This is a genomic window from Streptomyces sp. NPDC018964 (genome assembly GCF_044390325.1).
GTDB lineage: Bacteria > Actinomycetota > Actinomycetes > Streptomycetales > Streptomycetaceae > Streptomyces.
The window spans coordinates 168,049-183,402 of the sequence record NZ_JBIRYZ010000008.1 but is presented as its reverse complement, the minus strand read 5'-3'; the positions used below and the strand labels follow the sequence as shown (position 1 = coordinate 183,402).

Sequence of the window (15,354 nt, the reverse complement as noted above, 5' to 3'; positions counted from 1 at the left end):
TCCCGAACTCGATCTTCGGCGTGGCGTTTCCACACATCCTCCCCGATCACCCCGGTCACACACGGTAATTGTCCAACATGCGCCTGTTGTCGGGTCGTGTGAATCTGGTCCCGGCCCTGGCCCCTAGTCCCCCACAGGAGGCACCACCATGGCCAAGAACAAGAACCGTGACCGTAAGCAGCCGCAGTCCCAGAGCGCCCGGCGGGCGGCACAGCCGTCCACGATGGAGACCCCGGACGAGCAGCGCACCACGCAGGTCGTGCCCGGCGAGGTAGGCCAGGGCAGGGGCCAGCAGAAGCGCTTCGGCCACAACTGACGTCCGCACGGCGGGCCGTCGCGGCCCGGGCACATGAAGAGGGGCGCACCCACCGCGGGGTGCGCCCCTCACGCGCGTGTGCCGGACGGCGCTAACCCGCCAGGCAGGACGGCCCGAGGAGGACCTTCAGGTCGCCGAAGAGGGCCGGGTCCGGCTTCACCCGGTGCCGGTCCAGGCGCAGCACCGTCGTCTTCGTCGGCCCCTGGAGCTTGATCCGCACCTCGCTGTCGCCCTTGTGGTGGGTGAGGATCTCACCGAGCCGGCTGACCATCGGCGGGGTCACGCGGGTGGCCGGGATGGTGAGCACCACGGGCGCGTTGGTGCCGGCGTTGGACAGGTCGGGGACCATCAGCTCCATCGCGACCAGCCGCGGCACGTCCTCCCGCTTGTCGAGCCGGCCCTTGACGAACACCACGGCGTCCTCGACGAGTTGCGTCGAGACGAGCTGGTACGTCGCCGGGAAGAACATGCACTCGATGGAGCCCGCGAGGTCCTCCACGGTGGCGATCGCCCAGGCGTTGCCCTGCTTGGTCATCTTGCGCTGCAGGCCCGAGATGATGCCGCCGATGGTGACCACCGCGCCGTCGCCGAAGTCACCGCCGGTGAGCTGGGAGATGCCCGCGTCGGCCTTGTCGGACAGCACGTGCTCCAGGCCGAACAGCGGGTGGTCGGAGACGTAGAGCCCGAGCATCTCGCGCTCCTGGGCGAGCAGGTACGTCTTGTCCCACTCGTCGTCGGTGAAGGTGACGTCGAGGCCGAAGCCGGGCTCGCTGGTCTCCTCCTCGCCCATGCCGCCGAAGAGGTCGAACTGTCCCTCGGCCTCCTTGCGCTTGACCGCGACCACGTTGTCGATCATCGGCTCGTACTGCGCGGTGAGGCCCTTGCGGGTGTGCCCCAGGGTGTCGAAGGCGCCGGCCTTGATCAGCGACTCCGTGGTGCGCTTGTTGCAGGCGACCGCGTCGACCTTGTCGAGGTAGTCGGGGAAGGAGGCGTACTTCCCCTTGGCCTTGCGGCTCTTGATGATCGACTCGACCACGTTCGTGCCGACGTTCCGCACGGCCTCCAGGCCGAAGAGAATCACGTCGTCGCCCTGGGCGGCGAAGTTGTGCACCGACTCGTTGACGTTCGGCGGGAGCACCTTGATACCCATGCGGCGGCACTCGTTGAGGTAGATCGCCGACTTGTCCTTGTCGTCCTTCACCGAGGTGAGCAGCGCGGCCATGTACTCGGCGGGGTGGTTCGCCTTGAGGTAGGCGGTCCAGTACGACACCAATCCGTACGCGGCGGAGTGCGCCTTGTTGAAGGCGTAGCCGGCGAACGGCACCAGCACGTCCCAGAGGGCCTGGATGGCCTCGTCGCTGTAGCCGTTCTTGCGGGCGCCGGCCTGGAAGATGGTGAAGTTCTTCGCCAGCTCCTCGGGCTTCTTCTTGCCCATCACGCGGCGGAGGATGTCGGCCTCGCCGAGCGAGTAGCCGGCGATGATCTGGGCGGCCTTCTGCACCTGCTCCTGGTAGACGATCAGGCCGTAGGTGACGTCCAGGACCTCCTTGAGCGGCTCCTCCAGCTCGGGGTGGATGGGTGTGATGTCCTGCTGGCCGTTCTTGCGCAGGGCGTAGTTGGTGTGCGAGTTCATGCCCATCGGGCCCGGCCGGTACAGGGCCGACACGGCGGAGATGTCCTCGAAGTTGTCCGGCTTCATCAGCCGGAGCAGGGAGCGCATCGGGCCGCCGTCGAACTGGAACACGCCGAGCGTGTCGCCGCGCTGGAGCAGTTCGAAGGTCGTGGGGTCGTCCAGGGGCAGCGACAGCAGGTCGATGTCGACGCCCTTGTTGGCCTTCACCATCTTGACGGCGTCGTCCATGATGGTCAGGTTGCGCAGGCCCAGGAAGTCCATCTTCAGCAGGCCGAGCGACTCGCAGCTCGGGTAGTCCCACTGCGTGATGGTCACGCCGTCGGTGTGCCTGACCCAGACGGGCACGTGGTCGGTGATGGTCTCGCTGGACATGATCACGCCGGCGGCGTGCACGCCCATCTGCCGGACCAGGCCCTCGACGCCCTTGGCGGTGTCGATGACCTTCTTCACGTCCGGCTCGTTCTCGTACATCCCGCGGATCTCGCCGGCCTCGGAGTACCGGGGGTGGTTCGGGTCCGTGATGCCGGAGAGCGGGATGCCCTTGCCCAGGACGTCGGCCGGCATCGCCTTGGTGAGCCGGTCACCCATCGCGTACGGGTAGCCCAGCACGCGCGCGGAGTCCTTGATGGCGTTCTTGGCCTTGATGGTGCCGTAGGTGCCGATCATGGCGACCTTGTCGGCTCCGTACTTCTCCGTCACGTACCGGATCACCTCGACGCGCCGGCGCTCGTCGAAGTCGATGTCGACATCGGGCATCGAGATGCGCTCGGGGTTGAGGAACCGCTCGAAGATCAGGCCGTGCGGGATGGGGTCGAGGTCGGTGATGCCGAGGGCGTAGGCGACGATCGAGCCGGCCGCGGAGCCACGGCCGGGGCCGACGGCGATGCCCTGCTCCTTCGCCCACATGATGAAGTCGGCGACGACGAGGAAGTAGCCGGGGAAGCCCATCGAGATGATGGTGTCCATCTCGTACTCGACCTGCTTCATGCGGTCGTCCGGGATGCCGTCCGGGAAGCGGCGGTGCATGCCGCGCATGGTCTCCTCGCGGAACCAGCTGACCTCGGTGTACCCCTCCGGGATGTCGAACTTCGGCATCAGGTCGCGCTTGACGAACATGCCCGTGGTGTCGACCATCTCGGCGATCAGCCGGGTGTTGGCGCAGCCCTGCTGCCAGGCGTCCGAGGAGTCGATGGCGTACATCTCGTCGGTGGACTTGAGGTAGTAGCCGGTGCCGTCGAACTTGAAGCGGTCGGGGTCGGAGAGGTTCTTGCCGGTCTGGATGCACAGCAGCGCGTCGTGGGCGGTCGCCTCGTGCGCGTACGTGTAGTGCGAGTCGTTGGTGACCAGCGGGGGGATGCCGAGCTTCTTGCCGATCTCGAGGAGGCCGTCGCGGACCCGGTGCTCGATCTCGATGCCGTGGTCCATCAGCTCCAGGAAGTAGCGGTCCTTGCCGAAGATGTCCTGGTAGTCGGCGGCGGCCTTGAGGGCCTCGTCGAAGTGGCCGAGGCGCAGCCGGGTCTGCACCTCGCCGGAGGGGCAGCCGGTGGAGGCGACGATGCCCTCGGACCACTTGGCGATGGTCTCCTTGTCCATCCGGGGCCACTTCTGCAGCCAGCCCTCGGCGTACGCGTCGGAGGAGAGCCGGAAGAGGTTGTGCAGACCGGTGCTGTTCACGGCCCACATCGTCTTGTGGGTGTAACCGCCGGAACCGGAGACGTCGTCCCGCTTCTGGTGCGGCTGGCCCCACTGGATCTTGCGCTTGTTGCGCCGGGACTCGGGCGCGACGTACGCCTCGATCCCGATGATCGGGGTGACCCCGGCCTTCTGCGCGGAGTGGAAGAAGTCGTACGCCCCGTGCAGGTTGCCGTGGTCGGACATGGCGATGTGCGTCATGCCCATCTCATTGCAGGCGTTGAACATGTCCTTGAGCCGCGCGGCACCGTCCAGCAGCGAGTACTGGGTGTGGACGTGCAGGTGCGTGAACGGCGTCTTTGACACGGTGCGGCCTCCAAGGAGAACACTCGGCGACGGGCGGGCGGACAGTCCGGGGGACAGCGTCGAAGTCTATGCCCCGGCACTGACACGCGGAGCGCATCCCGGCGTACCTTCGGGCGGTGGCGCGGGCACTCCCGTGACCCGTCGCGCGTTAGGCAGGGGACGGACCAGCCGTCCCGAAGGATCCCGTACCAGGAGGCACAAAGCGATGTCGGTCCCGCAGCTCAACGACGAGCACCGCGGTGAGGAGATCCTCGCCGTCCTCGACACCGCCTTCGGCGAGCTCCTGGCCGCCGACCCGGCCGCGTTCCGGGTGAAGTTCCGGAAGATGGCGGCCTCGGCGTTCGCCTTCTACCGCGGGACCGCGTGCCTCTTCTACCACGATCTGGACGCGGAGAAGCGGAGCGGCCCGTACCTGGACGACCGGACGTCCCGGGTGTGGATCCACGGCGATCTGCACGCGGAGAACTTCGGCACGTACATGGATTCGAACGGCCGCCTGGTCTTCAACGTCAACGACTTCGACGAGGCCTACGTCGGCCCCTTCACCTGGGACCTCAAGCGCTTCGCCGCCTCCGTGGCGCTGATCGGCTACGCGAAGGCGCTCAGCGACGAGCAGATCACCGAGCTGGTCACCGTCTACGCGACCGCCTACCGGGAGCGGATCCGCGCGCTGGCCACCGGCGCGAAGAGCGACGAGGTGCCGCCGTTCACCCTGGACACCGCCCAGGGCCCGCTGCTCGACGCGCTGCGCGACGCCCGCTCGCTGACCCGGTTCGGACTGCTGGACTCGATGACCGAGATCCGCGACTTCGAGCGCCGCTTCGCGGGCGGTGGCGGCGCGGTCGAGCTGGACGCCGCCACCCGCTACAAGGTGCTCGCCGCCTTCGACGGCTATCTGGAGACGCTGCCGGACTCCTCCCTGGCCCGCCCGGACTCCTACCGGGTGAAGGACGTCGTGGGCCGCCGCGGCATCGGCATCGGCTCCGCCGGGCTGCCGTCGTACAACATCCTCCTGGAGGGTCACAGCGACGCCCTGGAGAACGACGTGGTGATCTACATCAAGCAGGCCCAGACCCCGGCCGTCTCCCGGCACATCCCCGACCAGGCCATCCGGGACTACTTCCAGCACGAGGGGCACCGCACGGTGATCTCCCAGCGCGCCCTCCAGGCGCACGCCGACCCGTGGCTGGGCTGGACCGAGCTGGACGGCGCGGGCCAGCTGGTCGCCGAGGTCTCGCCGTACGCCGTGGACCTGGACTGGAGCGACATCGACGAGCCGGAGGAGATCGCCCAGGTCGTCGCCGACCTCGGCCGGGCCACGGCCACGATGCACGCGGCGGCGGACGACACCTCCGGCGAGTCCCTGGTGCCGTTCTCCACCGAGCGCGCCATCGACGCCGCGATCGCCGCCGACGAGGACTCCCTGGTCCCCCTCCTGGTCGACTTCGCGCACGGCTACGGCGCCCGGGCCCGCGCCGACCACCAGACCTTCCTGGACCTGTTCCGCAACGGCCGGATCCCGGGGCTGTGACCATCCGCACATCCACAGGAACCCTTTAGGGACCCTTTACCGGAGCACGTGACACACTCTTCACCGCCATGGACATATCCGGAACCCGACTCAGAGCCGTACGCGCGGCGCTGTTCACGGCCGTTGTCGTGACGCTCAGCACCGCGTCGCACGTGCTGCTGTCCGGGGTTCCGCTGCCGCTGAACACGGTGGCCGCGGTCGCCGCCGCCGTGTTCGGGGCGGCGTACGCCCTGGCGGGGCGGGAGCGTTCCTTCGGGCGGATCGCCGCCCTGCTGATCCCGCTGGAGCTGGCCGCCGACACCGTCTTCACCACCGGCCAGCACGTCTGCTACGGCCGGATGGGCGGACCGGTGGCGGGCCCGCTGCGGTCCGTCGGCTTCGACGTGCTGTGCGGTGACGGCACCGGTGTGGGCGCGCCGCTCGCCCGGGCCGCCGGGCACACCGCCGAGGGCGGTGACCGGCTGGCGGCCCTGCTGGCGCAGGCCGACCCGGCGACCGCCTGGGCGCTGCTCGGCGCGCACGTCGGGGTCGGCCTGCTGGCCGCCGCCTGGCTGCGCCGCGGCGAGCGGGCGCTGGCCCAGCTGCTGAGCGCGGTGGCGGCCACGACGTTCCGGCCGCTGCTGCTCGCGGTCGCCGCGGTCGCCGTGCGCCGGGCACCGGAGGTCCTCCGTCCGGCCCGCCCGGTCCGCCGTACCGCCACGGCCCGGACCCTGCTCCTCGCGCACTCCCTGGGGCGGCGCGGACCGCCGTGCTCCCTCGTCCTCGCCTGAGGCGGCCTCCGCCCCGGCGAATCCCCGAGCACCAGCAGTCCCCTTACGTATCCCGCACACGACCGTGTGCGCGTCCCCCGTGGAGACATCACCATGAGCAAGCGGAACAGCCAGTCGGCGAAGTCGGCGGCCCGGGAGCGGCTGCGCGTGGAGCGCGAGCGCCAGGCCAAGAAGGCGAAGGTCAGGCGGCAGCTCGTCGTCGCCGCCTCGGTCGTCGGCGTGCTGGCCGCGGCCGGCGGCATCGGCTACGCGGTCGTCCAGGCCAACCAGCCCGACCACTGGGAGTCCGCGAAGGACGCCAAGCTCGTCAAGCCGGCCAACACCAGCGGCAAGAACGGCACGACCGTCGTCATCGGCGAGTCCGACGCGAAGAAGACCCTCGAGCTGTACGAGGACCCGCGCTGCCCGGTCTGCGCCTCCTTCGAGCAGACGGTCGGCAAGACCATCGAGAAGGACGTCGAGGACGGCAAGTACAAGATCCGCTTCATAGGCGCCTCGTTCCTCGACCGCAACCTGACCGGCGAGGGCTCCAAGAACGCCCTGAGCGCCCTGGGAGCCGCGCTGAACGTCAGCCCCGAGGCGTTCCTCGCCTACAAGAGCGCGCTCTACTCGGCCGAGTACCACCCCGAGGAGACGGACGACAAGTTCAAGGACGACGCGTACCTGATCAAGGTCGCGAACACGGTCGACGCCCTGAAGAACAACAAGGAGTTCCAGTCGGCCGTGAAGGACGGCACCTACGACAAGTGGGCGCTGGAGATGTCCGACGTGTTCGACAGCAGCGAGGCCCAGGGCACGCCGACGCTGATGATGGACGGCAAGAAGCTCACCGGCTCCGACGGCCAGAACGCGCCCATGACGGTGGACGAGTTCAACACGGCTCTCGACGCGGCCCTCAAGGCCTGAACCCCGGCCGGCTGACGGCGCGCTGAAGAGCGGGCGAACTTTCACGGGTTCGCCCGCTCTCACGTGTACCTGTCAGTAGCCTGATCGGCTGTGACCAGTCGACAGAGATCATCCGAGAGCGCCGTTCCCGCCACCGCGGACCCCCACTCCCTCGCGCCGCGCCGTCGTACGGTCGTCAGGGCGGCCGCCGCCACGGCGGTGCTGGCCGGACCGCTCACCGCCGCCCTGCCCGCGCGCGCCGCGACCGCGCAGGCGCCCGCCTTCCTGCACGGCGTGGCCTCCGGCGACCCGCTGCCGGACGGCATCCTGCTGTGGACCCGGGTGACGCCGGCGCCGGAGGCGATACCCGGCTCCGGGCTCGGCCCGGACACCGAGGTGAGCTGGACCGTCGCCCGGGACAGGGCGTTCACCGACGTCGTCGCGCAGGGTACGGTGCTCGCCACCGCCGCCTCCGACCACACCGTCAAGGCGGACGTCCGCGGCCTGCGGCCGGCCACCGACTACTGGTTCCGCTTCTCCGCCGGCACCGCCGACTCGCCCGTCGCCCGCACCCGCACCGCCCCGGCCGCCGACGCCGCCGTGCCCCGCCTGCGCTTCGGCGTGGTCTCCTGCTCCAACTGGGAGGCCGGCCACTTCTCGGCGTACCGCCACCTCGCCGCCCGGTCCGACCTGGACGCCTGGCTGCACCTGGGCGACTACCTCTACGAGTACGCCGCCGGCGAGTACGGAACCCGCGGCGAGGCCGTCCGCCCGCACACGCCCGCGCACGAGATCCTCACCCTCGCCGACTACCGCGCCCGGCACGGCCAGTACAAGACCGACCCCGACCTCCAGGCCCTGCACCACAGGGCGCCGGCCATCGCCATCTGGGACGACCACGAGATCGCCAACGACGCCTGGTCGGGCGGCGCCGAGAACCACACCGAGGGCGCGGAGGGCACCTGGGCGGCCCGCCAGGCCGCCGCCAAGCAGGCCTACTTCGAGTGGATGCCGGTGCGGCCCGCCGTCGCCGGCACCACCTACCGCCGGTTGCGCTTCGGCAAGCTGGCCGACCTCTCGCTCCTCGACCTGCGCTCCTTCCGTTCCCAGCAGGTCTCCCTCGGTGACGGCGAGGTCGACGACCCGGACCGCACGCTCACCGGGCGCGCCCAGCTGGACTGGCTGAAGGCGGGGCTGACGGCGTCCGACACCACCTGGCGGCTGGTCGGCACCTCGGTGATGATCTCGCCGTTCTCGGTCGGTTCCCTCCCCGCGAGCCTGCTGAAGCCGCTGGCGAAGCTGCTGGGCCTGCCGCAGGAGGGGCTCGCCCTCAACACCGACCAGTGGGACGGCTACACCGACGACCGCCGCGAACTCCTCGCCCACCTGCGCGCGAACGCGATCCGCAACACGGTCTTCCTCACCGGCGACATCCACATGGCGTGGGCCAACGACGTGCCGGTGAACGCCGGCACCTATCCGCTGTCGGCCTCGGCCGCCACGGAGTTCGTCGTCACCTCGGTCACCTCCGACAACCTCGACGACATCGTCAAGGTTCCCGAGGGCACCGTCACCGCGCTCGCCGCACCGCTGATCCGGGCCGCCAACCGGCACGTCCACTGGGTGGACACCGACCGGCACGGCTACGGCGTACTGGACGTCACCGCCGAGCGGACGCAGATGGACTACTACGTGCTGTCGAGCCGTACGGAGGCGGACGCCACGTCCGAGTGGGCCCGCTCCTACCGCACCCGCAGCGGCACGCAGAAGGTCGAGCGCGTCCACGCCCCGGTGTGATGCCCCGCCCGGCTCAGCCCTCCAGCGAGTCGAGGAAGCCGAGCGCCACCCGCCAGGTGGCCTCGGCGGCCTCCTCGTCGTAGTCGGGGAGATCGGGGTCGGTGTAGAGGTGACCGGCGCCCGCGTACCGGTACACCTCGACGTCGGCCCCGGCCCGGCCCATCCGCAGGTACCAGGCGGTGAGCCAGTCGTCGGTCTCGAACGGGTCCGGCTCGGCGACGTGCAGCTGCACCGGCAGCTCGTCCACCGAGGCGTTCTCCGCGATGTCCGACGTGCCGTGCAGGAGCAGCAGTCCGCGGGCCTTGTCGTCACCGAGGGCCAGCGTCTGGGCGACGGAGGCGCCGAAGGAGAACCCCGCGTACACCAGCCCCCGCTCGGAGTAGGGCGCGGCGGCCAGCACGGCCCGCTTCAGCAGCTCGTCCTTTCCGGTCTCCTCCTTGTACGCCATGCCCTCCTCGGCCGTGTCGAACGTACGGCCCTCGAAGAGGTCGGGCGTCCACACCTCGTGTCCGGCCGCGCGCAGCCGGTCCGCGGCCCGGCGCACCGCGGGCCGCGGACCGTAGGTCGAGTGAAAGAGCATGATGTTCATGGCGTCCATGGTGCCAGCCCGGTGTGACGGCGCCGGATCGCGGCACTACCCGCGATCGCGCGGAAGTCACATGTTCATGCCCGCGCGGGCCGGTTAGGTTCGGGGACATGGATGACGTGCTCCGCCCATTGCTCGTGGTCGGCGGCTCGGTCGTGCTCACCCTGCTGCTCGGCTGGGCCACCGACCTGCTGCTGCGCAAGGCCGACGAACGCCACCCCGAGACTCCGCTGTGGGGTCTGCTGCGCCGCGGCCGGATCCCCTACCAGCTGCTGCTGTGCGCGGCCCTGCTGAGAGGGTCGTACGACCAGGTGGAGCTGTTGCGGGACCACGGGACCGGCATCGGCCGGACCCTGACCCTGGTGCTGATCGGGTCGGCCGCCTGGCTGGCGATCCGGATCGCGGCCGCGGTCGTCGAGACCACGTACACGCGGTACGCCAGCACCCACCGCGAGCGCGACCCGGCGCGGGTCCGCCGGGTGCGCACCCAGGTGACGCTGATCCGGCGGGTGGTCTCGGCGATCGTCGGTGTGGTGGCGGTGGCCGCGATGCTGCTGACCTTCCCCGCGATGCGGGCGGCCGGGGCCTCTCTGCTGGCCTCGGCCGGGATCCTCGGCATCGTCGCCGGTGTGGCCGCCCAGTCCACGCTGGGCAACATGTTCGCCGGGCTGCAGATCGCCTTCGGCGACATGGTGCGCATCGGCGACACGGTGGTCGTGGACGGCGAGTGGGGCACGGTCGAGGAGATCACCCTGACCTTCCTGACCGTGCGCACCTGGGACGAGCGCCGGATCACCATGCCGGTGTCGTACTTCACGTCCCAGCCGTTCGAGAACTGGTCGCGCGGGACGCCGCAGATGACGGGCACCGTCTTCTGGCACCTCGACCACTCGGCGCCGCTGGAGGCGATGCGCGACAAGCTCCGGGACGTCCTGCGGGAGTGCCCGGCCTGGGACGGCCGCGCCTTCAACCTGACCGTGACCGACAGCACCCCCAGCACCATGGAGGTGCGCGCCCTGGTGACGGCCAAGGACGCGGACGACATCTGGACGGTACGGGTCACGGTCCGCGAGGAGATGATCCGCTGGCTGACCGCCGAGCACCCCTACGCGCTCCCCCGGGTCAACACGGCCGACGCGGTGCCGCCGCCCCGGACCGGCGGCCACCGCTCCCCCGACGGCGTACCGGCGGCCCGTCGCGCGCACCATCACCCGAGGGAGCGCTGACCCGTTCTCAGTGGCCGCGTTCAGCGCCGCCGTTGACCTGGACGATCTGCGAGGTGATGTGCGCGGCGGCCGGGGAGGCGAGCCAGTGCAGGGTCGCGGCGACGTCCCCGGGCGTTCCGGCGCGCCCGTCCAGGGTCTCCCCGATCAGCCGGGTGCGCAGTTCCTCGTCGATGCCGTCGCCGAAGAAGGCGGTGTCCTCGATGTAGCCGGGGGCGACCACGTTCACGGTGATGCCGTGCGGGCCCAGTCTCCGGGCCAGGTCGTGGGCGTACGGGTGCAGCCCGGCCTTGGCCGCCGCGTACGCCACCTGTCCGTGGCCCCGGTAGGCGGCGATGGAGCTGATGAACAGCACGCGCCCGCCGGGTTCGGCGAGCCGGGACCGCAGGGCCTCGGTGAGCAGGGCGGCGGTCAGCAGGTTGAGCCGGAAGTTGACCGTCCAGGAGTGGGCGACGGCGTCGAGCGGGTCGTCGCCGTCGGCCCGGGGCTCGAGGAGCCCGTTGCCCCCGGCGCCGTGGATCAGCACGTCCACCGCGCCGAACTCCCGTTTCACGAAGCCGGCGACCCCTCGTACCGCTCCGGGGTCCGCGAGATCGGCGGCGTACGTCAGCGCGTCCGGCACCTTCGCCCGCTCCAGCACCTCCCGGCGCCGGCCGAGCAGCAGCACCCGGTCCCCGTCGGCGGCGAACACCCGTGCGGCGGCGAGCCCGATCCCGGTACCGCCCCCACTGATCACAACATTCCGGTTCATAGCGGCACTTTACGAACGAAAACCCGCCGAAGGTGCCAAGCTCCGGCGGGAAACGCCCGCGTCCCCGTCGGCCGAAACGGGCGGTGCACGGTGGGCGGCCTCTTGAGGCGTCAGCGCAGGCTGCGCACGTCCAGGTGCCGCAGCACCCGGTCCACGACCGCCGGATCCGCCCCCGGCTCGCTCCGCGCCGCGACCACCTCGTGTCGCGCCGCGCTCAGCATCTCCCGCTGGATCGCCCGCACCCGCTTCAGCCGCCGCGCCCGCTGCCGGTGCGCCTCCCGCCGCTCGTCGTCCGCGAGGTCGGGGCTGATCCGCACCCCGATGTCGAAGGCGCTGCGCAGCATCTGCTCGGACAGCTCCTCCGGCAGCTCCTCGGCCTCCTCGATCTCGCGCAGCCTGCGCTTCGCCGCCCTGGCCGCGCGGACCGCCAGGTCGTGCTCGAACCGCTTCTCCCGCCCGCTGTCGGCCCGCACTCCCAGCCGTCCCACCAGCCACGGCAGGCTCAGCCCCTGCACCAGCAGGGTCGCCATGATCACGCCGAACGCGATGAAGACGATCTCGCCCCGGCCGGGAAAGTCACCTCCGGTGTCGGTCTCCAGCGGAATCGCCAGCGCCAGCGCGACCGAGGCCACCCCGCGCATCCCGGACCACCACATCACCACGGTCTCGCGCCAGCTCACCGGGATCTCCTCGGCGGTGTTCCGCGCGGCGTGCAGCCGTTGCGTCAGCCAGGTCGCCGGCAGCAGCCACAGCAGCCGCACCAGGACCACCACGCCCACGATCACCGCCGCCCAGGTGAGCAGTTCGCCCCAGTGGCCGGCCGCGGTCCGCACCGCGTTGTGCAGTTCGAGCCCGACCAGCCCGAACGCGACCCCGGTGACAAGGGTGTCGACGATGTCCCAGAAGGTGTGTCCGGCGAGCCGGGTCATGACGTCGTCGGCGTCGGTGGCGTACTCGACGAGGAACAGCGCGGTGGTGAGCACGGCGAGCACGCCCGAGCCGTGCAGCTCCTCGGCCAGGACGTAGGAGGCGTACGGCACGAGCAGGCTCAGCCCGATCTGCAGGGTCGCGTCCCCGAGGAAATCCATCAGCCTGTTCGCGCCCCAGCCCAGCGCGAGCCCGACCGCCACCGCCACCACGGCCGACAGCATCAGGTCGAGCCCGGCCTCCCAGGCGGAGAAGCTTCCGCTGACGGCGGCGGCGATCGCCACGTTGTAGAGGACGATCGCCGTGACGTCGTTGAAGAGCCCCTCGCCCTCCAGGATCGACACCAGTCGGCGCGGCAGCCCCAGCTTCCCGGCGACGGCGGTCGCCGCGACCGGGTCGGGCGGCGCGACCAGCGCGCCGAGGGCGAAGGCGGCGGCGAGCGGCAGTCCGGGCACGATCGCGTGGGCGACGACGGCCACGCACAGCGTGGTGACGAAGACCAGCGCCACCGCGAGCAGCAGGATCGGTCTGACGTTCGCCGCGAACTGGCGCCAGGAGGTCCGTCGTACGGCGGCGTACAGCAGGGGCGGCAGCAGCAGCGGGAGGATCAGGTCGGGCGGGACGTCGACGTTCGGCACGAACTCCAGCAGTGCCAGCACGGCCCCGAGGACCGTCATCAGCACCGGTGCCGGCAGCCCCAGCCGCTCCCCGACCGGGACACTCACCACGGCCCCGAGCAGCAGGGCGAACAGCAGGGTCAGCTGGTCCACGGTCACGGCTCCGGGCGGATCGACGATCGGCGGGCGGATCTCCACCCTGCCACGCCGACGCCCTCACCGAGCCGTTCGCGGCCCCGGCTACAGAACGCGCCGCATGGCCCGATGCGGTATCCCCGCGTCCGGGAACTCGGGCCCGTACGCCTCGTAGCCCAGCCGCTCGTAGAAACCGAGGGCGTGGGTCTGCGCGTGCAGGTCGACGGCGGTGAGGCCCCGTGCGCGGGCCGCCTCCTCGACGGCACGCACCAGCGCCGCGCCGACGCCGAGGCCCCGCGCCCGGCGCGTCACCGCGAGCCGGCCCAGCGAGCCGACCGCCGGGTCGCCGCCGTTCTTCGCCGCGGCGGCCTCGCCGTGCAGCAGGCGTCCGGTGCCCAGCGATGTGCCGTCCTCGGAGACCGCCAGCACGTGGACGGCGCCGGCGTCGTAGGCGTCGTACTCGATGTCCTCGGGGACGCCCTGCTCAGCGACGAAGACCTCCTTGCGGACCGCGAAGCACGCCTCGCGGTCGGCGGACTCCTCCGCCACGCGGACCACGAAGGCGGCGCTCACGCGTAGGTCTCCTCACGGACCTGGTCCAGTGCCTGCTGCAGGTCGTCCGGGTAGTCGCAGGAGAACTCCACCCACTGCCCGTCGCCGGGGTGCTCGAAGCCGAGGCGCACGGCGTGCAGCCACTGGCGGGTCAGGCGGAGCCGCTTGGCGAGCGTGGGGTCGGCGCCGTAGGTGAGGTCGCCGACGCAGGGGTGCCGGTGGGCGGCCATGTGGACGCGGATCTGGTGGGTGCGGCCGGTCTCCAGCTTGACGTCGAGGAGGGAGGCGGCGCGGAAGGCCTCGATGAGGTCGTAGTGCGTGACGGACGGCTTGCCCTCGGCGGTGACCGCCCACTTGTAGTCGTGCTGCGGGTGGCGGCCGATGGGGGCGTCGATGGTGCCGCTGGTGGGGTCGGGGTGGCCCTGGACGAGCGTGTGGTAACGCTTGTCGACCGTGCGCTCCTTGAACTGGCGCTTCAGCGACGTGTACGCGTACTCCGACTTGGCGACCACCATCAGGCCGGAGGTGCCGACGTCGAGGCGGTGCACGATGCCCTGGCGCTCGGCGGCGCCGGAGGTCGAGATGCGGTACCCGGCGGCGGCGAGGCCGCCGATCACCGTCGGGCCGGACCAGCCCGGCGAGGGGTGGGCGGCGACACCGACGGGCTTGACGATCACGACCACGTCGTCGTCGTCGTGCACGATCTCCATGCCCTCGACCGGCTCGGCGACGACCTGCACCGGCGCGGGCGCCTGCGGCATCTCCACCTCGAGCCAGGCGCCGCCGCTGACCCGCTCGGACTTGCCGACCACCGCCCCGTCGACCGTGACCTTCCCCGCGGCGGCGAGCTCGGCCGCCTTGGTGCGGGAGAAGCCGAACATGCGGGAGATGGCGGCGTCGACGCGCTCGCCCTCCAGACCGTCGGGCACGGGCAGGGTACGGATCTCGGGAATCGTGCTCACCCGTCGAGTATGCCGGACGGGTCCGACAACCCCGCAGTCGCGTTCAGTCCTTGTGGACGGTGCCGTCCGGGTCGAGGCCGCGGAACGACAGCAGCACGATCAGGATGCCGCCGCACACGATCGCCGAGTCCGCCAGGTTGAACACGGCGAAGTGCTTGGGCGCGATGAAGTCGACCACCGCGCCCTCGAAGACGCCCGGCGAGCGGAAGATCCGGTCGGTGAGGTTGCCGAGGGCGCCGCCGAGCAGCAGGCCCAGCGCGATCGCCCAGGGCAGGCTGTGGAGCTTGCGGGCGAGGCGGATGATCACCACGATCACGGCCGCGGCGATCACCGTGAAGATCACGGTGAAGGCCTCGCCGAAGCCGAAGGCCGCGCCCGCGTTGCGGATCGCCTCGAAGCGCAGCCAGTCCCCGACGATCTCGATGGGCTCGTGGTGCTCCAGCTTGGCGACCACGATCATCTTGCTGATCAGATCGAGGGCGTACGCGAACACGGCGACGGCGAACAGCACGGCGATCCGTCGCTTGCCGCGGGGCCCTTCGGCCTCCGCCTCCGCCGCCGTCCCTCCGGTGCCGGCCGGTTCCTGCTCCTCCCGGTCCGCGTCCGGGGTGTCCGGCGTACCGATGATGCGCTCCGCCTCTGCCACGTGAGTCCCTCAACCTAGGTACCTG

13 protein-coding genes are annotated in these 15,354 nt (G+C 70.9%); 6 read left to right on the top strand and 7 right to left on the bottom strand.

Going from position 1 to position 15,354, the window contains the following annotated elements:
• The first annotated feature begins 148 nt into the window (after positions 1-148).
• A complete protein-coding gene (locus ACH5AO_RS16075; RefSeq protein ID WP_398924924.1) occupies positions 149-316 on the top strand; it encodes a hypothetical protein in 168 nt (55 codons plus the stop codon).
• A gap of 91 nt (positions 317-407) precedes the next feature.
• Here the strand turns inward: ACH5AO_RS16075 and dnaE are convergent, their stop codons facing one another.
• Positions 408-3,947: a DNA polymerase III subunit alpha gene (dnaE, locus tag ACH5AO_RS16070; protein ID WP_398924921.1), complete on the bottom strand. Its 3,540-nt coding sequence runs from the start codon at positions 3,945-3,947 to the stop codon at positions 408-410.
• A 205-nt stretch (positions 3,948-4,152) separates the two neighbouring features.
• Between dnaE and ACH5AO_RS16065 the strand changes: the two genes are divergently transcribed.
• From ACH5AO_RS16065 to ACH5AO_RS16050, 4 genes are all read left to right on the top strand, one after another.
• Entirely contained in the window at positions 4,153-5,478 is a 1,326-nt protein-coding gene (locus ACH5AO_RS16065) for a DUF2252 domain-containing protein (RefSeq protein WP_398924919.1), read from the top strand.
• Positions 5,479-5,546: 68 nt separating this feature from the next.
• Positions 5,547-6,248, top strand: coding sequence for a hypothetical protein (locus tag ACH5AO_RS16060; protein WP_398924917.1), 702 nt, complete (start codon positions 5,547-5,549; stop codon positions 6,246-6,248).
• Between the two features lie 93 nt (positions 6,249-6,341).
• On the top strand, positions 6,342-7,154 hold the full coding sequence (locus ACH5AO_RS16055) for a DsbA family protein (RefSeq protein ID WP_398924915.1): 813 nt from the start codon (positions 6,342-6,344) through the stop codon (positions 7,152-7,154).
• Positions 7,155-7,244: 90 nt separating this feature from the next.
• The gene (locus ACH5AO_RS16050; protein ID WP_398924913.1) at positions 7,245-8,930 is read left to right on the top strand and encodes an alkaline phosphatase D family protein; all 1,686 of its coding nucleotides are present in this window, start codon (positions 7,245-7,247) and stop codon (positions 8,928-8,930) included.
• A 13-nt stretch (positions 8,931-8,943) separates the two neighbouring features.
• Here ACH5AO_RS16050 and ACH5AO_RS16045 read toward each other — a convergent pair whose 3' ends face one another.
• On the bottom strand, positions 8,944-9,519 hold the full coding sequence (locus tag ACH5AO_RS16045; protein WP_398924911.1) for a dienelactone hydrolase family protein: 576 nt from the start codon (positions 9,517-9,519) through the stop codon (positions 8,944-8,946).
• 107 nt (positions 9,520-9,626) lie between these two features.
• Here ACH5AO_RS16045 and ACH5AO_RS16040 point away from each other — a divergent pair, with 107 nt between their 5' ends.
• A complete protein-coding gene (locus tag ACH5AO_RS16040; protein ID WP_398924909.1) occupies positions 9,627-10,742 on the top strand; it encodes a mechanosensitive ion channel family protein in 1,116 nt (371 codons plus the stop codon).
• A gap of 7 nt (positions 10,743-10,749) precedes the next feature.
• On the opposite strand, the gene ACH5AO_RS16035 is transcribed toward ACH5AO_RS16040, so the two are convergent.
• The 5 genes from ACH5AO_RS16035 to lspA all read right to left on the bottom strand — a co-directional run bounded on the left by ACH5AO_RS16035 (position 10,750) and on the right by lspA (position 15,329).
• Entirely contained in the window at positions 10,750-11,490 is a 741-nt protein-coding gene (locus ACH5AO_RS16035; RefSeq protein WP_398924907.1) for an SDR family NAD(P)-dependent oxidoreductase, read from the bottom strand.
• Positions 11,491-11,600: 110 nt separating this feature from the next.
• Entirely contained in the window at positions 11,601-13,187 is a 1,587-nt protein-coding gene (locus ACH5AO_RS16030) for a Na+/H+ antiporter (protein ID WP_398924905.1), read from the bottom strand.
• Between the two features lie 87 nt (positions 13,188-13,274).
• Complete coding sequence (locus ACH5AO_RS16025) at positions 13,275-13,742, bottom strand: GNAT family N-acetyltransferase (protein ID WP_398924903.1); 468 nt, start codon at positions 13,740-13,742, stop codon at positions 13,275-13,277.
• A complete protein-coding gene (locus tag ACH5AO_RS16020) occupies positions 13,739-14,683 on the bottom strand; it encodes an RluA family pseudouridine synthase (protein ID WP_398924901.1) in 945 nt (314 codons plus the stop codon). Before ACH5AO_RS16020 ends, ACH5AO_RS16025 begins: the two co-directional genes overlap by 4 nt.
• Before the next feature lie 43 nt (positions 14,684-14,726).
• Positions 14,727-15,329 carry a signal peptidase II gene (gene lspA / locus ACH5AO_RS16015; protein WP_398924899.1) on the bottom strand — a complete coding sequence of 201 codons (603 nt, stop codon included), beginning with the start codon at positions 15,327-15,329 and terminating at the stop codon, positions 14,727-14,729.
• Between the last annotated feature and the right edge of the window lie 25 nt (positions 15,330-15,354).